At 69.4% G+C, this 22032-nt stretch carries 29 protein-coding genes; 26 read left to right on the plus strand and 3 right to left on the minus strand.

The genetic code is table 11. The features are described 5' to 3' along the window. Positions 1–159 precede the first annotated feature (159 nt). The gene (locus tag O2W15_RS12045) at positions 160–4059 is read left to right on the plus strand and encodes a DNA-directed RNA polymerase subunit beta' (protein WP_269162928.1); all 3900 of its coding nucleotides are present in this window, start codon (positions 160–162) and stop codon (positions 4057–4059) included. Positions 4060–4172: 113 nt separating this feature from the next. Here O2W15_RS12045 and O2W15_RS12050 read toward each other — a convergent pair whose 3' ends face one another. The 3 genes from O2W15_RS12050 to O2W15_RS12060 form a co-directional block, all read right to left on the minus strand. After that, on the minus strand, positions 4173–5213 hold the full coding sequence (locus tag O2W15_RS12050) for an LLM class F420-dependent oxidoreductase (RefSeq protein WP_164699909.1): 1041 nt from the start codon (positions 5211–5213) through the stop codon (positions 4173–4175). An 87-nt stretch (positions 5214–5300) separates the two neighbouring features. Continuing rightward, complete coding sequence (locus O2W15_RS12055; protein ID WP_269162930.1) at positions 5301–5516, minus strand: hypothetical protein; 216 nt, start codon at positions 5514–5516, stop codon at positions 5301–5303. A gap of 71 nt (positions 5517–5587) precedes the next feature. Beyond that, a complete protein-coding gene (locus tag O2W15_RS12060) occupies positions 5588–6568 on the minus strand; it encodes a hypothetical protein (RefSeq protein WP_269179608.1) in 981 nt (326 codons plus the stop codon). A gap of 625 nt (positions 6569–7193) precedes the next feature. Here O2W15_RS12060 and rpsL point away from each other — a divergent pair. The 25 genes from rpsL to rplO all read left to right on the plus strand — a co-directional run bounded on the left by rpsL (position 7194) and on the right by rplO (position 21841). Beyond that, complete coding sequence (gene rpsL / locus O2W15_RS12065; protein WP_036334266.1) at positions 7194–7568, plus strand: 30S ribosomal protein S12; 375 nt, start codon at positions 7194–7196, stop codon at positions 7566–7568. Continuing rightward, positions 7568–8038 (plus strand): 30S ribosomal protein S7, encoded by a 471-nt coding sequence (gene rpsG, locus O2W15_RS12070; protein WP_036334267.1) that lies wholly within the window; start codon positions 7568–7570, stop codon positions 8036–8038. The genes rpsL and rpsG overlap by 1 nt, the downstream gene beginning before the upstream one ends. Before the next feature lie 87 nt (positions 8039–8125). Beyond that, positions 8126–10225, plus strand: coding sequence for an elongation factor G (gene fusA / locus O2W15_RS12075; RefSeq protein ID WP_269162932.1), 2100 nt, complete (start codon positions 8126–8128; stop codon positions 10223–10225). Between the two features lie 90 nt (positions 10226–10315). After that, positions 10316–11509, plus strand: coding sequence for an elongation factor Tu (tuf, locus tag O2W15_RS12080; protein WP_036334269.1), 1194 nt, complete (start codon positions 10316–10318; stop codon positions 11507–11509). Between the two features lie 118 nt (positions 11510–11627). Then, positions 11628–11933 carry a 30S ribosomal protein S10 gene (gene rpsJ, locus O2W15_RS12085; protein ID WP_014742859.1) on the plus strand — a complete coding sequence of 102 codons (306 nt, stop codon included), beginning with the start codon at positions 11628–11630 and terminating at the stop codon, positions 11931–11933. Positions 11934–11947: 14 nt separating this feature from the next. Continuing rightward, entirely contained in the window at positions 11948–12613 is a 666-nt protein-coding gene (gene rplC / locus O2W15_RS12090) for a 50S ribosomal protein L3 (RefSeq protein ID WP_036334270.1), read from the plus strand. After that, positions 12610–13398, plus strand: a complete 789-nt coding sequence (gene rplD / locus O2W15_RS12095) for a 50S ribosomal protein L4 (protein ID WP_269179609.1) — start codon at positions 12610–12612, stop codon at positions 13396–13398. Before rplC ends, rplD begins: the two co-directional genes overlap by 4 nt. Continuing rightward, complete coding sequence (rplW, locus tag O2W15_RS12100) at positions 13395–13697, plus strand: 50S ribosomal protein L23 (protein WP_014742856.1); 303 nt, start codon at positions 13395–13397, stop codon at positions 13695–13697. The genes rplD and rplW overlap by 4 nt, the downstream gene beginning before the upstream one ends. A gap of 54 nt (positions 13698–13751) precedes the next feature. Then, entirely contained in the window at positions 13752–14585 is an 834-nt protein-coding gene (gene rplB / locus O2W15_RS12105; RefSeq protein ID WP_036334274.1) for a 50S ribosomal protein L2, read from the plus strand. 23 nt (positions 14586–14608) lie between these two features. Next, positions 14609–14890 (plus strand): 30S ribosomal protein S19, encoded by a 282-nt coding sequence (rpsS, locus tag O2W15_RS12110; protein ID WP_269179610.1) that lies wholly within the window; start codon positions 14609–14611, stop codon positions 14888–14890. A gap of 28 nt (positions 14891–14918) precedes the next feature. Continuing rightward, positions 14919–15386, plus strand: coding sequence for a 50S ribosomal protein L22 (gene rplV, locus O2W15_RS12115; protein ID WP_164699905.1), 468 nt, complete (start codon positions 14919–14921; stop codon positions 15384–15386). After that, entirely contained in the window at positions 15386–16315 is a 930-nt protein-coding gene (rpsC, locus tag O2W15_RS12120) for a 30S ribosomal protein S3 (RefSeq protein WP_269179611.1), read from the plus strand. The genes rplV and rpsC overlap by 1 nt, the downstream gene beginning before the upstream one ends. Before the next feature lie 3 nt (positions 16316–16318). Further along, entirely contained in the window at positions 16319–16735 is a 417-nt protein-coding gene (rplP, locus tag O2W15_RS12125; protein WP_014742851.1) for a 50S ribosomal protein L16, read from the plus strand. Continuing rightward, entirely contained in the window at positions 16735–16968 is a 234-nt protein-coding gene (rpmC, locus tag O2W15_RS12130) for a 50S ribosomal protein L29 (RefSeq protein ID WP_014742850.1), read from the plus strand. Before rplP ends, rpmC begins: the two co-directional genes overlap by 1 nt. Continuing rightward, positions 16965–17267, plus strand: a complete 303-nt coding sequence (gene rpsQ / locus O2W15_RS12135) for a 30S ribosomal protein S17 (RefSeq protein WP_269162936.1) — start codon at positions 16965–16967, stop codon at positions 17265–17267. Before rpmC ends, rpsQ begins: the two co-directional genes overlap by 4 nt. 200 nt (positions 17268–17467) lie before the next feature. Continuing rightward, a complete protein-coding gene (rplN, locus tag O2W15_RS12140; protein ID WP_026844850.1) occupies positions 17468–17836 on the plus strand; it encodes a 50S ribosomal protein L14 in 369 nt (122 codons plus the stop codon). 2 nt (positions 17837–17838) lie between these two features. Further along, positions 17839–18186: a 50S ribosomal protein L24 gene (rplX, locus tag O2W15_RS12145; protein ID WP_442928849.1), complete on the plus strand. Its 348-nt coding sequence runs from the start codon at positions 17839–17841 to the stop codon at positions 18184–18186. Positions 18187–18191: 5 nt separating this feature from the next. Next, the gene (gene rplE, locus O2W15_RS12150; RefSeq protein WP_036334284.1) at positions 18192–18776 is read left to right on the plus strand and encodes a 50S ribosomal protein L5; all 585 of its coding nucleotides are present in this window, start codon (positions 18192–18194) and stop codon (positions 18774–18776) included. A gap of 32 nt (positions 18777–18808) precedes the next feature. Next, on the plus strand, positions 18809–18994 hold the full coding sequence (locus tag O2W15_RS12155; RefSeq protein WP_036334286.1) for a type Z 30S ribosomal protein S14: 186 nt from the start codon (positions 18809–18811) through the stop codon (positions 18992–18994). A 133-nt stretch (positions 18995–19127) separates the two neighbouring features. After that, the gene (gene rpsH / locus O2W15_RS12160; protein ID WP_036334288.1) at positions 19128–19538 is read left to right on the plus strand and encodes a 30S ribosomal protein S8; all 411 of its coding nucleotides are present in this window, start codon (positions 19128–19130) and stop codon (positions 19536–19538) included. Between the two features lie 15 nt (positions 19539–19553). Further along, positions 19554–20093, plus strand: coding sequence for a 50S ribosomal protein L6 (gene rplF / locus O2W15_RS12165; protein WP_269162937.1), 540 nt, complete (start codon positions 19554–19556; stop codon positions 20091–20093). Continuing rightward, complete coding sequence (rplR, locus tag O2W15_RS12170) at positions 20093–20509, plus strand: 50S ribosomal protein L18 (protein WP_081975217.1); 417 nt, start codon at positions 20093–20095, stop codon at positions 20507–20509. Before rplF ends, rplR begins: the two co-directional genes overlap by 1 nt. A 37-nt stretch (positions 20510–20546) precedes the next feature. Further along, complete coding sequence (rpsE, locus tag O2W15_RS12175; RefSeq protein WP_036334292.1) at positions 20547–21188, plus strand: 30S ribosomal protein S5; 642 nt, start codon at positions 20547–20549, stop codon at positions 21186–21188. Position 21189: 1 nt separating this feature from the next. After that, a complete protein-coding gene (rpmD, locus tag O2W15_RS12180) occupies positions 21190–21372 on the plus strand; it encodes a 50S ribosomal protein L30 (protein ID WP_164699904.1) in 183 nt (60 codons plus the stop codon). A 25-nt stretch (positions 21373–21397) separates the two neighbouring features. Then, positions 21398–21841 carry a 50S ribosomal protein L15 gene (gene rplO / locus O2W15_RS12185; RefSeq protein WP_036334296.1) on the plus strand — a complete coding sequence of 148 codons (444 nt, stop codon included), beginning with the start codon at positions 21398–21400 and terminating at the stop codon, positions 21839–21841. The last annotated feature ends 191 nt before the right edge of the window (positions 21842–22032 follow it).

A 22032-nucleotide genomic window follows, 5' to 3' on the forward strand; every position in this document is an offset into this window, starting at 1 on the left:
GGACGTGCCGAGGACCGCGGTGGCGACGAAGAAGAGCAGGCCGACGATGGCCAGCCAGAACAGGCCCTCCACGATCAGCCCTGACCGAGTCAGGGCCGGCCGGCCCCACACCCTCATCGATTAGAAGCGAAGAACTAGCCCCGGAAAGGGGTACATCGAGTGCTCGACGTCAACTTCTTCGACGAACTGCGCATCGGTCTGGCCAGCGGTGACGACATCCGCCAGTGGTCACACGGCGAGGTGAAGAAGCCCGAGACCATCAACTACCGCACTCTCCGTCCGGAGAAGGACGGTCTGTTCTGCGAGAAGATCTTCGGTCCCACCCGGGACTGGGAGTGCTACTGCGGGAAGTACAAGCGGGTCCGCTTCAAGGGCATCATCTGCGAGCGCTGCGGCGTCGAGGTCACTCGCGCCAAGGTGCGTCGTGAGCGGATGGGCCACATCGAGCTGGCCGCGCCGGTCACCCACATCTGGTTCTTCAAGGGCGTCCCCTCGCGCCTGGGCTACCTGCTCGACCTGGCGCCCAAGGACCTCGAGAAGATCATCTACTTCGCTGCGTACATGATCACCACCGTCGACGACGAGGCGCGTCACCGCGACCTGCCGACCGTCGAGGCCGAGATCAGCGCGGAGAAGTCCAACCTCGAGGGTCGCCGCGACGCCGACGTGGAGGCGCGCCAGCAGAAGCTGGAGGCCGACCTCGCCGAGTTGGAGGCCGAGGGCGCCAAGTCCGACGTGCGCCGCAAGGTGCGCGAGGGCGGCGAGCGCGAGATGCGCCAGCTGCGCGACCGGGCCCAGCGGGAGATCGACCGCCTCGACGAGGTGATGGACACCTTCCGCAAGCTCGAGGTCAAGCAGCTCATCGCCGACGAGGGCCTCTACCGCGAGCTGCGCGACCGCTTCGGTGAGTACTTCGAGGGCGGCATGGGCGCCGCGGCGCTGCAGAAGCTGCTCGCCGGCTTCGACCTCGACGCCGAGGCCGTCTCGCTGCGCGAGACCATCCGCAGCGGCAAGGGCCAGCGCAAGCTGCGGGCGCTCAAGCGGCTGAAGGTCGTCGCCGCGTTCCAGCAGACCCAGAACTCGCCCATGGGCATGGTCCTGGACTGCGTGCCGGTGATCCCGCCGGACCTGCGCCCGATGGTGCAGCTGGACGGTGGCCGCTTCGCGACCAGCGACATGAACGACCTGTACCGACGGGTGATCAACCGGAACAACCGGCTCAAGCGACTGCTCGACCTGGGCGCGCCGGAGATCATCGTCAACAACGAGAAGCGGATGCTCCAGGAGTCCGTGGACGCGCTGTTCGACAACGGTCGTCGTGGCCGTCCCGTCACCGGCCCGGGCAACCGTCCGCTGAAGTCCCTGAGCGACCTGCTCAAGGGCAAGCAGGGCCGGTTCCGGCAGAACCTGCTGGGCAAGCGCGTCGACTACTCCGGCCGTTCGGTCATCGTCGTCGGCCCCCAGCTCAAGCTGCACCAGTGCGGTCTGCCCAAGCAGATGGCGCTGGAGCTGTTCAAGCCCTTCGTGATGAAGCGGCTGGTCGACCTCAACCACGCGCAGAACATCAAGTCCGCCAAGCGGATGGTGGAGCGCGCGCGGCCGGTCGTGTGGGACGTCCTGGAAGAGGTCATCACCGAGCACCCGGTGCTGCTGAACCGGGCGCCGACGCTGCACCGTCTGGGCATCCAGGCCTTCGAGCCCCAGTTGGTCGAGGGCAAGGCCATCCAGATCCACCCGCTCGTCTGCACCGCGTTCAACGCGGACTTCGACGGTGACCAGATGGCGGTGCACCTGCCGCTGTCGGCCGAGGCGCAGGCCGAGGCCCGCATCCTCATGCTCTCCAGCAACAACATCCTGAGCCCGGCCGATGGTCGTCCGATCACCGCGCCGACCCAGGACATGGTGCTGGGCCTCTACCACCTGACCTCTCTCTCCGGGTCGGTCGAGGTGCCCGAGGGCGAGCGGCCCAGGTCGTACTCGACGACGGCCGAGGCGGTCATGGCCTTCGACAAGGGCGTGCTCGGGCTGCAGGAGCGGGTCCTCATCCGCCTCGACGAGGTCTTCGGCGTCGACAGCGGCCCGAACGACCCGTGGGAGGCTCCCGAGGGCTGGGAGCCCGGTCAGCCGGCCATCGTCTCCACCAGCCTGGGCCGGGTCCTCTTCAACGAGGCCCTGCCGGAGGACTACCGGTTCGTCAACTACCAGGTGCCGAAGAAGGCGCTGGGCGCGATCGTCAACGACCTCGCCGAGCGCTACCCGAAGGTGCAGGTGGCGGCAACGCTGGACGCCCTCAAGTCGGCCGGTTTCCGCTGGGCGACCCGCTCGGGCGTGACGATCGCGATCGACGACGTCGTCACCCCGCCGGTGAAGGCCGCGATCCTGGAGCGGCACGAGGACGAGGCCCGCAAGATCGAGCGTCAGTACGAGCGCGGCGTCATCACCGACGCCGAGCGTCGTTCGGAGCTCATCGAGATCTGGACGCGGGCCCGCGCCGAGGTCAGCCAGGCGATGGTCGACAACTTCCCGACCACCAACCCGGTCTGGGTCATGGTCAACTCCGGCGCTCGCGGCAACATGATGCAGATCAGCCAGATCGCCGGCATGCGTGGCCTGGTGGCCAACCCGAAGGGCGAGATCATCCCGCGGCCGATCAAGGCCAACTTCCGGGAGGGTCTGTCCGTGCTGGAGTACTTCATCTCCACGCACGGTGCCCGCAAGGGCCTGGCCGACACCGCGCTGCGCACCGCCGACTCCGGGTACCTCACCCGCCGGCTGGTGGACGTCTCGCAGGACGTCATCATCCGCGAGGAGGACTGCGGCACCGAGCGCGGCGTCCTCATGCCGATCGGCACCGTGGTGGACGGCGCGGTCATCCGCGACGCCCACGTGGAGACCAGCGTCTACGCCCGTGCACTGGCCGCTGACGTGGTCGCTGCCGACGGCACCCAGATCGCCCCGGCCGGGGCCGACCTGGGCGACGTGCTGATCGCTCAGCTGGTCGACGCCGGGGTCTCCGAGGTCAAGGTGCGCTGCGTGCTCACCTGCGAGTCGCTGCTGGGCACCTGCGCCACCTGCTACGGCCGGTCGCTGGCGTCGGGCAAGCTCGTGGACGTCGGCGAGGCGGTCGGGATCATCGCCGCCCAGTCGATCGGCGAGCCCGGCACGCAGCTGACGATGCGCACCTTCCACACCGGTGGTGTGGCGGGCGCGGACATCACGCACGGTCTGCCGCGTGTGGTCGAGCTCTTCGAGGCCCGTGTCCCCAAGGGCAAGGCCCCGATCGCCGAGCTGGCCGGCAACGTCCGGATCGAGGACGGCGACCAGTTCCGCAAGCTCACCATCACCCCGGACGACGGCTCCGAAGAGGTCGTCTACGACAAGCTGTCGCGTCGCTCGCGGCTGCGGGTCGAGGACGGCGGGCACGTCGAGGTCGGCGAGCAGCTGACCGAGGGTGCCGTCGACCCGCACGAGGTGCTGCGGATCATGGGCCCGCGCGAGGTGCAGCTGCACCTGGTGCGCGAGGTCCAGGAGGTCTACCGCAGCCAGGGTGTGTCGATCCACGACAAGCACATCGAGGTGATCATCCGCCAGATGCTGAAGCGGGTGACCATCATCGACTCGGGCGCGACGGAGTTCCTGCCCGGTGCGCTGGTCGAGCGGACCCTGTTCGAGACGGAGAACCGTCGGGTGGTCGCCGAGGGCGGCGAGCCCGCCTCGGCCCGTCCGGTGCTGATGGGGATCACCAAGGCGTCGCTGGCGACGGAGTCGTGGCTGTCGGCCGCCTCCTTCCAGGAGACGACCAAGGTGCTCACCGACGCCGCCATCCAGGGGAAGAGCGACAGCCTGCTCGGGCTCAAGGAGAACGTGATCATCGGGAAGCTGATCCCGGCCGGTACCGGCATCAGCCGCTACCGGAACATCACGGTCGAGCCCACCGAGGAGGCGCGCGCCGCCGTCTACACCATGGCCGGGTACGACGACGGGCAGTACTACAGCCCGGACGTCTTCGGTCAGGGCACGGGCGAGGCCGTCCGGCTCGAGGAGTACGACTGGCGCTGACGCGCTGAGTGAGTGACAGAAGGGCCCCGGGAGCGCGAGCTCCCGGGGCCCTTCTGCATCTCGCCGGGCGTCACGTGACGCAAGGGGCCGGGTCACCCCCGGCCCCGCCGGCGTCAGCCCGCCAGGCGGCGCATCGTCTCGACGGTGCGGAGCCGGCCCTCGCGACTGTCGTCGAGGGGCTGCAGGTTGATCGTGGTCACCCCGGCCGCGGCGAACGCGGCGATCCGTTCGGCCACGTAGGACTCCGGCCCGATCAGCGAGGTCGCGCGCACGAGGTCCTCCGGGACGGCGGCGGCCGCCTCGTCCTTGCGCCCGGCCAGGTACAGCTCCTGGATCGCCTCCGCCTCGGCCTCGTAGCCGTACCGGCGGGCCAGGTCGTTGTAGAAGTTCTTGCCCTTGGCGCCCATGCCGCCGACGTACAACGCGATCCCCGGCCGCACCGCCTCCACCAGGTGCTCGACGTCCTCGCCGATCGCCACCGGGACGCCGACGACGACGTCGAGCTCACCGAGCGACGGGTCCCGCTTGGCCTTGCCCGCCTCGAGCGAGGCGCCCCAGACGTCGGCAGCACGCTCCGGGTGGAAGAAGATCGGCTCCCACTTCTCCGCGATCTCGGCGGCGAGCTCCACGTTCTTCGGCCCGAGCGCGGCGAGCAGCACCGGGATCTGCGGCCGCACCGGGGTGTTGATGAGCTTCAGCGGCTTGCCGAGGCCGGTGCCCTGGTCGGCCGGGAGCGGCACCTGGTACTTCTTGCCGTCGTGCTCCAGCCGCTCGCGGCGCCACACCTGGCGGCAGATCTCGATGATCTCGCGGGTCCGCTGCAAGGGTGCGTCATAGGGCAGCCCGTGCCAGCCCTCGATGACCTGCGGCCCGGAGGCGCCCAGCCCGAGGGTGAACCTCCCGCCGGAGACGAAGTCCAGACCGGCCGCGGTCATCGCGATCAGCGCCGGCGTACGGCTGTAGATGGGCAGGATGCCGCTCATCAACTCGACCCGGTCGGTCACGGCTGCCAGGTAGCCCAGCTGGCTGACCGCGTCGAAGGTGTACACCTCCGCGCACATCGCGACGTCGAGCCCGGCGGACTCCAGGTCACGGATCTCGTCCGCGGTCTGCTTGAAGTCACCGGCGTAGCTGGCCTGGATCCCGATGCGCACGCGCCCTCCTCGGCGTCCGTGGCACCCTCGTCGGTGCCACTGCCGCCGACGGTAACGGCCCGGCGGGGGAGTGGGCCCCCGGGGCGCTCAGAGGGCGCGGACGGTGCCGATCACGTGCGTGACGACCCGTACGCCGTCGACGTCGGCCGGCACGCGGGCGCCGGCGCCCGCCTCGGTCAGGTCGACCCGGACGACGTAGTCGGCGGCCTGCCGCGCCAGCCCGACCGCGGCGACGCCGGGGTCGGCGGCGAAGCGGGAGGCCAGCGCGTCCTTGGCTGCGCGGGCTGAGGCGCGGTCGGTCATGCCCCCATGGTGCCCCCCGGCGCCGGATCAGGACAGGGCAACGCCGGCCGAGGCCCTCCTTCCGGGGTCGCTCAGCCCGCGAACCACTCCACGTCGAGCTCGCGCAGCACCGTGGCCAGCGGGTTGGCGAAGGTGACGCCGCCACCGGCGCTGCCGCCCGTGGTCGACCCGGCGAACAGCAGCCCCAGCGGCGCGCGGTCGCGGCTTCGCCAGATCACCGACCCGCTGTCGCCCCCGGCGCTGAACCCCCCGCTGACGCCCTCGATCTCCACCTGGTCGTCGAAGGTGTGCACGGCATCGTCGAACTGCACCCCGACTCCGTCGACCTCGACGGCGGTGATCCGCCCGTGGGTGTGGCCCGTCGTGCGCCCCACCTTCTCCACCAGCTCGTCGGGGTCGGTGTCGTCCGCGGCGGCGACCACGGCGGAGAGCGGGCCGCCGGGGTAGCCGGCGGGGTTCGCCGTCATGTCGGGGTCCAGGGCGGCGACCGCGGCGTCGACCAGGTTCCCCGGCTCGAGGCGGAACCGGATGAAGGCAGCCAGACTGCCGATCCGGTCGGTGTCCAGACCCCCGTCCGCGACACCCGGCTGGAACACCGGGTCGCCCGCCCTGCCCGCGTCGCTGTTGGCCAGCACGTGGTTGTTGCTGAGCACGAGCAGATCGTCCGTGCCGCGGCGCCGGACGAATCCCCCGAGGGTGCCGGCGGTGACGTCGCGATGGCCGATGGACGCCCCGGGCCGCAACGGACGCCCCCGCCGCCGGAGCTCATCGGGGGTGGGGGACGTCAGCGGTCGGACCGGCCCGATGACCCGGACGTCCACCTCGTCCCGGGCGCCTGCGTCCAGCCCGCCCAGCACGAGGTCGGCGTCGGTCTGCTCGATCAGCCGGATCGCCAGGTGCACCTGACCTCTGGCGACCGGGGTCAGCCCCAGGGCCACCCCGCTCCACCGGGAAGGACCGTCGACGGAGCTGGCCGCGACGCTGGACGGCGGTACCTCACTCAGCCGCTTGGACAGTCGGGCCTTGAGTTCGCGGGCGTTGTCGGGGAGCACGGCGTACCTCCGAGCGGCAGGCGCACCACCAACGAGGTGCGGGACGTGAGCGGGTCGCCACCGACCGTAGGGCGGGAGTCCGACAGAAGCGACGTGACGACGGACGACGACGCGCGCCAGGACCCCTGCCCGCCGCCGTCCGCTTCCGGTACGTTCCCCGCACGACCCCTCGGGCAGCTGCGCGCAGCGCCCGGGAACATGCCCGAGGCAACGGCAGTTGGTGCAGGACGGACCGGCTGAACCGGTGCGCAGCCCACATGTCGACCCGGCTTTGACCGGTCCGGCAGGGCCGGGTACTGTGGTCAGCTGTGCCCAGGATGACTGGGCCTGCTCCCGTAAGCGGTGCACCTGGGCGTCCATCGGTCTTCGGATCGACCGGATGTCAGGGGCCACTCCCGTCACCGACGGGGTCCACTGCAAGGTGGTGTGGCCGGCGCCGGATCGCGAGGGGCGACGAGTCCGGTTCGATCAACTGGCCGGTTCTCGCGAAGGGCGACACGCCCGAGCGCGGGGGTCGGAGGGTGGGTCGCGGGCAGACTCTAGAGGGCCGGGCCACCGGGCACACCACACGCAGTGCACCACATCCACAGCACGACCCAGCGCAGGCAGGAGATCCAGGCCACCCATGCCCACGATCCAGCAGCTGGTCCGCAAGGGCCGCGAGGACAAGGTCGAGAAGACCAAGACCCCGGCGTTGAAGGGATCCCCTCAGCGCCGCGGCGTGTGCACGCGCGTCTACACGACGACGCCGAAGAAGCCGAACTCGGCGCTGCGCAAGGTCGCTCGCGTGCGCCTCACCAGCGGTGTCGAGGTGACCGCCTACATCCCGGGCGTCGGCCACAACCTGCAGGAGCACTCGATGGTGCTCGTGCGCGGCGGCCGGGTGAAGGACCTCCCCGGCGTCCGCTACAAGATCATCCGTGGCTCGCTGGACACCCAGGGTGTCCGCGGCCGCAAGCAGGCTCGCAGCCGGTACGGCGCGAAGAAGGAGAAGAGCTAATGCCGCGCAAGGGCCCCGCGCCGAAGCGTCCGCTCATCGCCGACCCGGTGTACCAGTCGCCGCTGGTCACCCAGCTGGTGAACAAGGTGCTCGTCGACGGCAAGCGCTCTGTCGCCGAGGCGATCGTCTACGGCGCCCTCGAGGGCGTCCGGGCGAAGAACGACACCGACCCGGTCGTCACGCTCAAGCGCGCGCTGGACAACGTGAAGCCGGCTCTCGAGGTGCGCAGCCGCCGCGTCGGTGGTGCGACCTACCAGGTGCCGATCGAGGTCCGCCCCTCCCGCAGCACGACCCTCGGCCTGCGCTGGCTCATCCAGTACAGCCGGGCGCGTCGCGAGAAGACGATGACCGAGCGCCTCATGAACGAGCTGCTGGACGCCAGCAACGGCCTCGGTGCCGCGGTCAAGCGCCGCGAGGACACGCACAAGATGGCCGAGTCGAACAAGGCCTTCGCGCACTACCGCTGGTGACGCCAGTCCATCAGCAGCCGCTGCCCGCGGTGGAACCGGGCGACCCCCGGACACCGCGCACGGACGAGAAGGAAGAGGAGTAAGGGAATGGCCCAGAACGAGGCCCAACTCGCCAAGACCCGCAACATCGGGATCATGGCGCACATCGACGCCGGCAAGACGACGACGACCGAGCGGATCCTCTTCTACACCGGTATCAACTACAAGATCGGTGAAGTCCACGACGGCGCGGCCACGATGGACTGGATGGAGCAGGAGCAGGAGCGCGGCATCACCATCACGTCCGCCGCGACGAAGTGCTCCTGGAACGACCACGACATCAACATCATCGACACCCCGGGTCACGTCGACTTCACCGTCGAGGTGGAGCGGTCCCTGCGGGTGCTCGACGGTGCGGTCGCCGTCTACGACGGTGTCGCCGGCGTGGAGCCGCAGACCGAGCAGGTCTGGCGTCAGGCCGAGAAGTACAGCGTCCCGCGCATGTGCTTCGTCAACAAGCTCGACCGCACCGGCGCCGACTTCTTCCGTTGCGTCGACATGATGGTGGAGCGGCTCAACGCCAACGCGCTGGTGCTGCAGCTGCCGATCGGTGCCGAGGCCGACTTCATCGGCGTCGTCGACCTGGTCCAGATGAAGGCCCTGACCTGGCGCGGTGAGACCAAGATGGGCGAGGACTACGCCATCGAGGACATCCCCGCCGAGCTGGCCGACCAGGCCGCGGAGTACCGCGAGAAGCTCCTCGAGAACATCGCGGACTTCGACGACTCGCTCATGGAGGACTACCTCGCCGGCGAGGAGATCGCCGCCGACCGGCTCAAGGCGGCCATCCGCAAGGCCACGATCGCCGGCCAGGTGAACCCGGTCCTGACCGGCACGGCCTTCAAGAACAAGGGCGTGCAGCCCCTGCTCGACGCGGTCGTCGACTACCTGCCCAGCCCGCTGGACGTCGAGGCGATCGTCGGCACCGCGCTCGACGGTGAGACCGAGGTCCTGCGGCACGCCGACGAGAACGAGCCCTTCTCCGCGCTGGCCTTCAAGATCCAGACGGACCAGCACCTCGGCAAGCTCACCTACATCCGGGTCTACTCCGGCAAGCTCGACGCGGGTTCCCCGGTGCTCAACAGCACCAAGGACCGCAAGGAGCGGGTCGGCAAGATCTACCAGATGCACGCCAACAAGCGCGAAGAGCGTCAGGGCGTGGGTGCCGGTGAGATCGTCGCCGTCAACGGCATGAAGCAGACCACGACGGGTGACACGCTCTGCGACCCGCAGAAGCCGGTCATCCTCGAGTCGATGACCTTCCCGGCGCCGGTCATCTCGGTCGCCATCGAGCCGAAGACGAAGAGTGACCAGGAGAAGCTGGGCACGGCCATCCAGAAGCTGGCCGAGGAGGACCCGACGTTCCAGGTCCGCCTCGACGAGGAGACCGGTCAGACGGTCATCTCCGGCATGGGTGAGCTGCACCTGGAGATCCTGGTCGACCGCATGCGGCGTGAGTTCAACGTCGAGGCCAACGTCGGCAAGCCGCAGGTGGCCTACCGCGAGACGATCCGCAAGACCGTCGAGCGCTACGACTACACGCACAAGAAGCAGACGGGTGGCTCCGGCCAGTTCGCGAAGGTGCAGATCGCCCTCGAGCCGCTGGAGATGAGCGGCGACTCGGCGACCTACGAGTTCGAGAACAAGGTCACGGGTGGCCGCATCCCGCGGGAGTACATCCCGTCGGTCGACGCCGGCATGCAGGACGCCATGCAGTACGGCATCCTCGCCGGCTACCCCATGGTCGGCGTCAAGGCGTCGCTCCTGGACGGCCAGTACCACGAGGTCGACTCCTCGGAGATGGCCTTCAAGATCGCCGGATCGATCGCCTTCAAGGAGGCCGCCCGCAAGGCCAGCCCGGCCCTGCTGGAGCCGATGATGGCGGTCGAGGTCGTCACCCCGGAAGAGAACATGGGCGACGTCATCGGCGACCTGAACTCCCGCCGCGGGACCATCCAGGCGATGGAGGAGCGTTCCGGCGCTCGCGTCGTCCGGGCCCTGGTGCCGCTGTCGGAGATGTTCGGCTACGTGGGCGACCTGCGCAGCCGCACTCAGGGGCGGGCGAGCTACACCATGGTGTTCGACACCTACGCCGAGGTCCCGGCCAACGTCGCCAAGGAGATCATCGCCAAGGCGACCGGCGAGTAACCGGACGGCGGTCCACCCGCCGGCCACCGCGAGCGTGAGCTCGCACCCCAGACACGCGAACGACTGCGAAGAATCGACGAGAGGAACCCAGTGGCCAAGGCCAAGTTCGAGCGGACCAAGCCGCACGTCAACATCGGCACCATCGGGCACATCGACCACGGCAAGACGACGCTGACCGCGGCGATCACCAAGGTGCTGCACGACAAGTTCCCGAACCTCAACGAGGCGTCCGCGTTCGACATGATCGACAAGGCGCCCGAGGAGAAGGCTCGCGGCATCACGATCTCGATCGCCCACGTCGAGTACCAGACCGAGAACCGGCACTACGCGCACGTCGACTGCCCCGGGCACGCCGACTACATCAAGAACATGATCACCGGTGCGGCCCAGATGGACGGCGCGATCCTGGTGGTCGCCGCCACCGACGGCCCGATGCCGCAGACCAAGGAGCACGTGCTCCTGGCCCGCCAGGTCGGTGTCCCCTACATCGTGGTGGCGCTGAACAAGGCCGACATGGTCGACGACGAGGAGATCCTCGAGCTCGTCGAGCTGGAGGTCCGCGAGCTGCTGTCCGAGTACGAGTTCCCGGGTGACGACGTCCCCGTGGTCCGCGTCTCGGCACTGAAGGCCCTCGAGGGCGACGCCGAGTGGGGCGACAAGCTCATGGAGCTCATGAACGCCGTCGACACGGCGATCCCGGAGCCCGAGCGTGAGATCGACAAGCCGTTCCTCATGCCCGTCGAGGACGTCTTCACGATCACCGGTCGTGGCACGGTCGTCACCGGCCGCGTCGAGCGCGGCATCGTCAAGGTCTCCGAGGAGATCGAGATCGTCGGCATCCGCCCGAACTCGACCAAGACGACCGTCACCGGCGTCGAGATGTTCCGCAAGCTGCTCGACCAGGGCCAGGCTGGTGACAACGTCGGCCTGCTGCTGCGCGGCATCAAGCGCGAGGACGTCGAGCGTGGCCAGGTCGTCGTGAAGCCGGGTTCCATCACCCCGCACACGAACTTCGAGGGCTCGGTCTACATCCTCTCGAAGGACGAGGGTGGCCGGCACACGCCGTTCTTCAACAACTACCGTCCGCAGTTCTACTTCCGGACCACGGACGTCACCGGCGTCGTCACGCTGCCTGCGGGCACCGAGATGGTCATGCCCGGCGACAACACCGAGATGTCGGTCGAGCTGATCCAGCCGATCGCCATGGAGGAGGGCCTGCGCTTCGCCATCCGCGAGGGTGGCCGCACCGTCGGCGCCGGCCGGGTCGTCAAGATCAACCAGTGACACCCTGACGGGCGGCGGCCGGAACGGCCGCCGCCCGTCAGCCGGGTCGGGACACCGACCCAGGGTCAGCAGACCCACTTGTACTTTCACAACCGATCGGCAGGAGCGAAGACAACCGATGGCGGGACAGAAGATCCGCATCCGGCTGAAGGCCTACGACCACGAGGCCATCGATGCCTCGGCTCGGCGCATCGTGGACACGGTGACGAAGACCGGAGCGCGCGTCGTCGGCCCGGTGCCGCTGCCGACGGAGAAGAACGTGTACTGCGTCATCCGCTCGCCGCACAAGTACAAGGACTCGCGCGAGCACTTCGAGATGCGTACGCACAAGCGGCTCATCGACATCCTCGACCCGACGCCGAAGACGGTCGACGCGCTGATGCGCATCGACCTGCCGGCCTCGGTCGACGTCAACATCCAGTAAGGGCTGTCCCAGACATGGCGAGCACATTCCGTGGTCTCCTCGGCGAGAAGCTGGGGATGACCCAGGTCTTCGACGAGAACAACCGCATCGTGCCGGTGACCGTCATCAAGGCGGGCCCGTGCGTGGTCACCCAGGTGCGCACCCCCGAGAAGGACGGCTACTCCGCCGTCCAGCTCGGTTTCGGCGCGATCGACCCCCGCAAGGTGAACAAGCCCGAGGGCGGGCACTTCGCCAAGGCGGGCGTCACCCCGCGTCGGCACCTGGTCGAGCTGCGCACCGAGGACGCCGCCGACTACTCGGTCGGTCAGGAGCTGACCGCAGAGGTCTTCTCCGACGTGGCCAAGGTCGACGTCATCGGCACCAGCAAGGGCAAGGGCACCGCCGGCGTCATGAAGCGTCACGGCTTCAAGGGCCTCGGCGCCGGCCACGGCACCCACCGCAAGCACCGCGCCCCGGGCTCGATCGGCGGGGCCTCGACCCCGGGTCGCGTCTTCAAGGGCGTCCGCATGGCCGGGCGCATGGGCGCGGTCACCACGACCACGCTCTCGCTGAAGGTCCACCAGGTGGACACCGAGAAGGGCCTGGTCCTGATCAAGGGCGCCGTCCCCGGCCCCCGCGGCGGGCTCCTGCTCGTCCGGTCCGCGGTCAAGGGCGGCCCCGTGGGGAGTGACGCGAAGTGACCGCACCGACTTCTGCAGAGTCCAGCGCGACCCGGACCGACCGTCAGGTCGACGTCCGGACGCCGGCGGGGGAGACCTCGGGCAGCGTGACGCTGCCCGGCGAGCTGTTCGACGCCCCGGCCAACGTCTCGCTGCTGCACCAGGTCGTCGTGGCCCAGCTGGCCGCGGCCCGCCAGGGCACGCACTCGACCAAGACCCGCGCCCAGGTCAGCGGCACCGGCGCCAAGCCGTACCGCCAGAAGGGCACCGGCCGGGCCCGTCAAGGTTCACTGCGTTCGCCGCAGTTCACCGGCGGTGGCATCTCGCACGGTCCGCAGCCGCGGAACTACGAGCAGAAGACGCCCAAGAAGATGAAGGCCGCCGCCCTGCGCGGTGCCCTCTCCGACCGGGCTCGTGACGGCCGCATGCACGTCGTCTCCGCGTTCGTCGACGGCGACGCGCCGTCGACCAAGGCCGCGCTCAAGGTCCTGGACGCGATCAGCACGGCCAAGCGCGTGCTGGTCGTCCTCGACCGCGACGACGTCCTCAACTGGGTCAGCCTGCGCAACGTGCCGCGGGTGCACCTGATCGAGGCCGGTCAGCTGAACACCTACGACGTGCTGGTGTCCGACGAGGTCGTCTTCACCGAGACCGCGCTGACCGAGTACGTCACCGGCCCGGCCCGGGGCGGCAAGGGCGCGGCCTCCTCGGCCGAGCTCCCCGACCTGGAGACCCACGAGATCGACGGCGACGTGCCCTCGATCGCGCCGGCCACCACGACCGAGACGTCCGAGGAGAAGGCATGAGCGTCCGCGACCCCCGGGACGTGCTGCTGTCCCCGGTCATCTCCGAGAAGAGCTACGGGCTGCTGGACGAGAACAAGTACACGTTCATCGTCCGTCCCGACGCCAACAAGACCCAGATCAAGATCGCTGTGCAGCAGGTCTTCAACGTGAAGGTCCTCGCCGTCAACACGATCAACCGCCAGGGGAAGAGGAAGCGCTCCAAGGGCGCTGTGATGGGGAAGCGCAAGGACACCAAGCGCGCCATCGTCTCCGTTGCCCCCGGTGACCGCATCGAGCTCTTCGGTGGACCCGGCGCCTGAGCGCCGGTGACCACCGATCGGACCAGAGAGAACAGACAGGGACTCTGAGGAACCATGGCCATCCGTAAGTACAAGCCGACGACGCCGGGCCGCCGCGGCTCGTCCGTCGCCGACTTCGCCGAGGTCACCCGCGACCATCCCGAGAAGTCGCTGGTCCGACCGCTGCACGGTCGTGGCGGGCGCAACGTCCACGGTCGTGTGACTGCTCGTCACCAGGGCGGTGGGCACAAGCGCGCCTACCGCCTCATCGACTTCCGCCGGGCCGACAAGGACGGTGTGCCGGCCAAGGTCGCGCACATCGAGTACGACCCGAACCGCACCTCGCGCATCGCGCTGCTGCACTTCGCCGACGGGGAGAAGCGCTACATCATCGCCCCGGCGAAGCTGAAGCAGGGCGACACGGTCGAGTGCGGCCCTGCGGCCGACATCAAGCCGGGCAACAACCTGCCGCTGCGCAACATCCCGGTCGGCACGGTCATCCACGCCATCGAGCTGCGGCCCGGTGGCGGGGCGAAGATCGCCCGCTCGGCCGGTACCAGCGTCCAGCTGGTCGCCCGTGAGGGTCGTTTCGCCCAGCTGCGGATGCCCTCGGGCGAGATCCGCAACGTCGACGTCCGGTGCCGCGCCACGATCGGCGAGGTCGGCAACGCCGAGCAGTCGAACATCAACTGGGGCAAGGCCGGCCGGATGCGGTGGAAGGGCAAGCGCCCGACCGTCCGCGGTGTCGCGATGAACCCGGTCGACCACCCGCACGGTGGTGGTGAGGGCAAGACCTCCGGTGGCCGGCACCCGGTCAACCCGAAGGGCAAGCCGGAGGGCCGCACGCGCAAGCGCAAGGCCAGTGATGCCCTGATCGTGCGCCGCCGGCGCACCAACAAGAAGCGCTGAGCGGGTAGAGGAGTCCGACAGACATGCCACGCAGCCTCAAGAAGGGCCCGTTCGTCGACGACCACCTGCTCGCCAAGGTGGACGCTCAGAACGACAAGGGCACCAAGCACGTCATCCGCACCTGGTCGCGACGTTCGACGATCATCCCCGACATGCTCGGGCACACGATCGCCGTGCACGACGGCCGCAAGCACGTCCCGGTGTTCGTCACCGAGGCGATGGTCGGGCACAAGCTCGGCGAGTTCGCGCCCACGCGCACCTTCCGTGGGCACGTCAAGGACGACCGCCGGTCGCGGCGCGGCTGAGCGACGACCAGGTAGAGAAGAGACCCAGATGACTTCCCAGTTGGGACAGGAGACGCCGGTCGCCCGGGCCACGGCCCGGTTCGTCAGCGTCACCCCCATGAAGGCCCGCCGGGTGGTGGACATGATCCGCTACCTGCCGACCGACGAGGCACTGGCACTGCTGCGCTTCACCCCGCAGACCGCCAGCGAGCCGGTGGCCAAGGTCGTCGCCAGCGCGGTCGCCAACGCCGAGCACAACCTGCAGTTGGACCCCGCTGCGCTCGTCGTCAGCGCCGCGTTCGTCGACGAGGGCCCCACGCTGAAGCGGATCCGTCCGCGGGCGCAGGGCCGGGCGTTCCGCATCAACAAGCGGACCAGCCACATCACCGTCGAGGTGACCGAGGTGAGCTCGAGCGCTGAGCTGGCCCTCCGGTCGCGCAAGGCACGTCGGGAGACCGGGCAGTCCGGCCCGGCCACCCAGCAGCAGAAGAGCAACACGAGGGGAGGGACCCGCTAGTGGGTCAGAAGGTCAACCCGCACGGGTTCCGGCTCGGCATCACCACCGACTACAAGTCCCGGTGGTACGCGGACAAGCTGTACGCCGACTACGTCAAGGAAGACGTGGCCATCCGGAAGCTCATGGGCAAGGGCATGGAGCGTGCCGGGATCTCGAAGGTGGAGATCGAGCGCACCCGTGACCGGGTCCGAGTGGACATCCACACCGCCCGGCCGGGCATCGTCATCGGTCGCCGTGGTGCGGAGGCCGACCGCATCCGCGGTGAGCTGGAGAAGCTCACCGGCAAGCAGGTGCAGCTGAACATCCTCGAGGTGAAGAACCCCGAGTCCGACGCGCAGCTGGTCGCCCAGGGTGTCGCCGAGCAGCTCTCCAGCCGGGTCAGCTTCCGTCGTGCCATGCGCAAGGCGATGCAGTCCGCGCAGCGCAGCCCGCAGGTCAAGGGCATCCGGGTGCAGTGCTCGGGTCGCCTCGGCGGCACCGAGATGAGCCGCTCGGAGTTCTACCGCGAGGGCCGTGTGCCGCTGCACACCCTCCGGGCGAACATCGACTACGGCATCTACGAGGCCCGTACCACCTTCGGCCGCATCGGTGTGAAGGTCTGGATCTACAAGGGCGACGCCAGCGGTTCGCGCGCGGAGCGGGAGGCCCTCGAGGCCCTCGCGCAGCGTCAGCAGCGCCGTGAGCGCGCCCAGCGTCCCCAGCGGCGGTCCGGCTCGTCCGGCACCACCGCCGGGGGCACCGAGGCGGGCCGCGCTGCGGCTGACGCCCCGGTCTCCACCGAGCAGCCGGCCGAGGCTCCCGCGGACGCCACCAGCGACGTCGCCGTGGCCTCGGGTGAGGCTGCTCCCGCGCAGAGCATCGGCGAGGCCGCCGGTGCCGAGGGCACCGCGGCCGCGAAGGCCGCCGGCGCCGAGAACACGGAGGGCTGACCAGTGCTCATCCCACGTCGGGTCAAGCACCGCAAGCAGCACCACCCCGACCGCACCGGGCGGGCCAAGGGCGGCACCGCGATCAACTTCGGTGACTTCGCGATCCAGGCTCTCGAGCCCGCGTACGTGACCAACCGGCAGATCGAGTCCGCTCGTATCGCCATGACGCGTCACATCAAGCGTGGCGGCAAGGTGTGGATCTCGATCTACCCCGACCGCCCGCTGACGAAGAAGCCGGCCGAGACCCGCATGGGTTCCGGTAAGGGCTCGCCCGAGTGGTGGGTGGCGAACGTCAAGCCCGGTCGGATCATGTTCGAGCTGTCGGGTGTCGCCGAGCCGGTGGCCCGCGAGGCCATGCGCCGCGCGATCCACAAGCTCCCCATGAAGTGCCGCTTCATCACTCGCGAAGGAGAGGTGTGATGGCCGCCGGCCTCACTGCGCCTGAGCTGCGCGAGCTGTCCGCCGACGAGCTGGCCACCCGGCTGCGCGAGTCGCGCGAAGAGCTCTTCAACCTGCGGTTCCAGGTGGCCACCGGCCAGCTGGACAACAACCGGCGACTGCAGACCGTCCGCCGCGACATCGCCCGGATCTACACGATCATGCGCGAGCGCGAGCTGGGTCTCTCGGTCGCCCCGAACGAGGGTGTCGCATGAGCGAGGTCACCAACACCGCCGAGACCTCGACCGGGCCCGGCCTGGCCGGGCGTGGCTACCGCAAGGTCCGTGAGGGCCTGGTCGTCAGCGACAAGATGGACAAGACCATCGTCGTCGAGGTCGAGGACCGCGTGAAGCACGGGCTGTACGGCAAGGTCCTGCGCCGTACCAGCAAGCTGAAGGCGCACGACGAGCAGAACACCGCCGGCATCGGCGACCGGGTGCAGATCATGGAGACGCGCCCCACCTCCGCCACCAAGCGGTGGCGTCTGGTGACGGTCGTGGAGAAGGCCAAGTAAGAAGTCGACAACCGGCCTCTCGGGGTCGGTGAGCAGGGAGTACCCTGGACGACTGGCGCGCTCTTCGGAGCCCGCCACATCCCGGTACCCGTGCACGGACGCACCGGCGGCGCTCGCTGCCGGTGCGTCCGCACGTGGGTGCCGGACAGCCGGTTCACCGATCCGGTCCGGCTGTCGCCACTCAGATTCAGGAGCAGGAAGTGATCCAGCAGGAGTCGCGGCTCAGGGTCGCCGACAACACCGGGGCCAAGGAGATCTTGTGCATCCGTGTGCTCGGCGGGTCGGGGCGCCGCTACGCGGGCATCGGTGACGTCATCGTCGCCACCGTCAAGGACGCACTGCCGGGCGCAGGTGTCAAGAAGGGCGATGTGGTCAAGGCCGTCATCGTCCGCACGGTCAAGGAGCGTCGTCGTCCGGACGGCTCCTACATCCGCTTCGACGAGAACGCCGCGGTGATCATCCGCGACAGCGGCGACCCGCGCGGCACGCGCATCTTCGGCCCCGTCGGCCGTGAGCTGCGCGACAAGCGCTTCATGCGGATCATCTCGCTCGCTCCGGAGGTGTTGTGACCATGGCTCAGCCGACGAGCGGGAAGACCCCGTCGATGAAGGTCAAGAAGGGCGACTCGGTCGTCGTCCTGGCCGGCAAGGACAAGGGTGCCAAGGGCCGCGTCATCGCGGCCTTCCCCCGGACCCAGAAGGTCCTGGTGGAGGGCATCGGCCGGGTGAAGAAGCACACCCGGATCAGCACCACCCAGCGCGGTGCCCAGCAGGGCGGGATCGTCACGCAGGAGGCCGCCATCCACGTGAGCAACGTGATGGTGATCGACTCCGAGGACAAGCCGACCCGGGTCGGTTACCGCAAGGACGAGGAAGGCCGCAACATCCGGGTCTCGCGGCGCACCGGTAAGGACCTCTGATCACCATGAGCGCACCCACCCGTGAGCTGCCCCGCATGCTGGCCCGGTACCGCGAGGAGATCGCGCCGGCCCTCCAGTCCGAGTTCGGCTACCCCAACGTCATGCAGATCCCCGGTCTCGTGAAGATCGTGGTCAACATGGGCGTCGGCGAGGCCACCCGTGACGCCAAGCTGATGGACGGCGCGGTCCGCGACCTCACCGCCATCACCGGCCAGAAGCCCGCCGTCGTGCGAGCCCGGAAGTCCATCGCGCAGTTCAAGCTGCGCGAGGGCATGCCGATCGGCGCGAAGGTCACCCTCCGCGGCGACCGCATGTGGGAGTTCCTGGACCGGCTGCTGTCGCTGGCCCTGCCCCGTATCCGTGACTTCCGTGGCCTGAACCCCAAGCAGTTCGACGGCCACGGCAACTACACGTTCGGTCTCACCGAGCAGTCGATGTTCCGCGAGATCGACGTCGACAAGATCGACCGGCCCCGCGGCATGGACATCACCCTGGTGACCACCGCCACGACCGACGAGGAGGGCCGGGAGCTGCTGTCGCTGCTCGGGTTCCCCTTCGCCGGCCAGACCGTCGTGAACGCCACCCGCTGACGCGGTCTGCGTAGAAGGTAGGAGACCAAGAGATGGCCAAGAAGGCCCTTGTCAACAAGGCGGCTCGCACGCCGAAGTTCGCCGTCCGCGGCTACACCCGATGCCAGCGGTGCGGCCGGCCCCACGCGGTCTTCCGCAAGTTCGGCCTGTGCCGGATCTGCCTGCGGGAGATGGCGCACGCGGGCGAGCTGCCCGGCGTGACCAAGTCGAGCTGGTAACAGACGCAGTACGGCCCGCCCCGCACGGGGCGGGCCACCCGCTCCCGGGTCCGCCCCGGAGCACCACCCACGTCACCGAGAGGCCCGCGCACGACAGCGTGCGGAACCGCGGTGAGAGAGGCACGACGCACCCATGACGATGACCGACCCGATCGCGGACATGCTCACGCGGATCCGCAACGCCAACCAGGCGTACCACGACGCCGCGGCCATGCCGTCGTCGAAGCTCAAGACGAAGGTCGCCGCGATCCTCCAGCAGGAGGGTTACATCGGCGGCTGGACCGTCAACGACGTCGAGGTCGAAGGCCACGTCCGCAAGGAGCTCGTGGTCTCCCTCAAGTACGGCCCGAACCGGGAGCGCAGCATCGCCGGTGTCCGTCGGGTGTCCAAGCCCGGCCTGCGTGTCTACGCGAAGTCGACTGCCCTGCCCAAGGTCCTGGGCGGCCTCGGGGTGGCGATCATCTCCACCTCCACCGGGCTGCTGACCGACAAGCAGGCGAACAAGAAGGGCGTGGGTGGGGAAGTCCTCGCCTACGTCTGGTAAGAGGAGCGAGCAGACATGTCACGGATCGGACGACTCCCGATTCCGGTGCCGAGCGGGGTTGACGTCGCCATCGACGGGCGAACGGTCAACGTCTCAGGCCCGAAGGGGAAGCTCAGCCACACGGTGGCAGCTCCCATCACCGTCGAGCACGGTGAGGACGGTGCGCTGCTGGTGCAGCGTCCCAACGACGAGCGCGAGAGCCGGGCCCTGCACGGCCTGTCCCGCTCGCTCATCGCCAACATGATCACCGGCGTCACCCAGGGGTACGAGAAGACCCTGGAGATCGTCGGCGTCGGCTACCGCGTGCAGGCCCGTGGGTCGGACCTCGAGTTCGCCCTCGGCTTCAGCCACCCGGTGCAGGTGAAGGCCCCCGAGGGGATCTCCTTCACCGTCGAGGCGCCCACCCGCCTGCGGGTGAGCGGCATCGACAAGCAGCAGGTCGGCGAGGTCTCCGCCAAGATCCGCAAGATCCGCAAGCCCGACCCGTACAAGGGCAAGGGCGTGCGGTACCAGGGCGAGGTCGTCAAGCGCAAGGTCGGGAAGACGGGCAAGTGATGGCACAGGCAGCCAAGACCGAGAAGGGTGTCCGGGTGCACAAGCCCGTCGGCACCGATGTCAGCACCGCGCGTCGCGTCTCGCGGCTGCGCCGGCACAACCGCCTGCGCAAGCGGGTGGGTGGCACGCCGGAGCGCCCGCGTCTGGTCGTCAAGCGCAGCAGCCGGCACATCCACGTCCAGGTCGTCGACGACACCGTGGGCCGTACGCTGGCCAGTGCGTCGACCATGGACGCCAGCCTGAAGGGCGCGGAGGGCGACAAGTCCGCTCTCGCCCGGCAGGTGGGTGCCCTGGTCGCCGAGCGCGCCAAGGCCGCCGGCATCGCCGCTGTCGTCTTCGACCGCGGCGGCAACCGGTACGCCGGGCGCATCGCCGCCCTCGCGGACGGTGCCCGCGAAGGCGGGCTGGACTTCTGATGAGCACCACCACTGAGCAGATCGAGAGGGACGTCTGATGCCAGGACCACAGCGACGCGGCGGTGGCGCCGGCGGGACGGGTGGCCCCGGCGGTGCCGGCGGCGGCAACGACCGTCGTGACCGCCGTGACGGCGGCCGCGGCCCCGGCGGCGGTACCGCCGAGAAGAGCCAGTTCATCGAGCGCGTGGTGGCCATCAACCGCGTGTCGAAGGTCGTCAAGGGCGGTCGGCGCTTCAGCTTCACCGCGCTGGTGATCGTGGGCGACGGCAACGGCACCGTGGGTGTCGGCTACGGCAAGGCCAAGGAGGTGCCCGCGGCGATCGCCAAGGGCGTCGAGGAGGCCAAGAAGCACTTCTACAAGGTGCCTCGCATCGCCAGCACCATCCCGCACCCGGTGCAGGGTGAGGCGGCTGCCGGTGTCGTGCTGCTGAAGCCGGCCAGCCCTGGTACCGGTGTCATCGCCGGTGGTCCCGTGCGCGCCGTGCTCGAGTGCGCCGGCATCCACGACATCCTGTCCAAGAGCCTCGGGTCCTCGAACCCGATCAACATCGTCCACGCGACCATGCAGGCGCTGAAGGACCTCGTCCGCCCCGAGGAGATCGCGGCTCGCCGCGGCCTGCCCCTGGAGGACGTCGCCCCGGCCGCCATGCTGCGTGCGCGGGCCGGTCAGGGGGTCTGAGATGGCTCAGCTGAAGGTCACCCAGGTCAAGTCGGCCATCGGCACCAAGCCGAACCAGCGCCAGACGCTGCGTTCGCTCGGGCTGAAGCGGATCAACGACTCGGTCGTCCAGGAGGACCGTCCCGAGATCCGCGGGATGGTCGCGACGGTGCCGCACCTGGTCGCCGTCGAAGAGATCGTCTGAGCTTCGGGCGAGAAGGAATACAGACATGACTCTCAAGGTCCACCACCTGCGTCCGGCCCCGGGCGCTCACACCAAGAAGACCCGCGTGGGTCGTGGTGAGGGCTCCAAGGGCAAGACGGCCGGCCGCGGCACCAAGGGCTCCGGCGCTCGCGTGCAGGTCTCTGCCCGCTTCGAGGGTGGTCAGACCCCCCTCTTCATGCGGCTGCCGAAGCTCTCGGGCTTCAAGAACAACAACAAGGTCGTCTTCCAGGTCGTGAACCTGGACCGGATCGCCTCCCTGTTCCCGCAGGGCGGCACGATCGACCCGGAGACGCTGGCCGATGCCGGCGCCATCCGTCGCGGTCAGCCGGTCAAGGTCCTCGGCACGGGCGAGCTCGGCGGGGTGAAGGTCGACGTGCAGGCGCACGCCTTCTCCAAGTCCGCCGAGGAGAAGATCGGCGCTGCCGGGGGCAGCACCACCCAGATCTGACGAAGGACCCCTCTGCCCCCCGCCGTGAGCGCGCTCGCGGCGGGGGACGCAGGGGGGCTTTTTGTCTGTCCGGCCGCCGGCCGGAGCGCCACCTGACCGTCGTCCGCGCGACCGGGTCCACCCCTCCGGGTGGGCGGGTCGCCGGAGCCACGGCCTGACGTTGATAGCCTCATACGACCTACTCGGGGAGG

Source organism: Modestobacter sp. VKM Ac-2979 (assembly GCF_026967995.1).
In the GTDB taxonomy this organism is placed as follows: Bacteria; Actinomycetota; Actinomycetes; order Mycobacteriales; family Geodermatophilaceae; genus Modestobacter.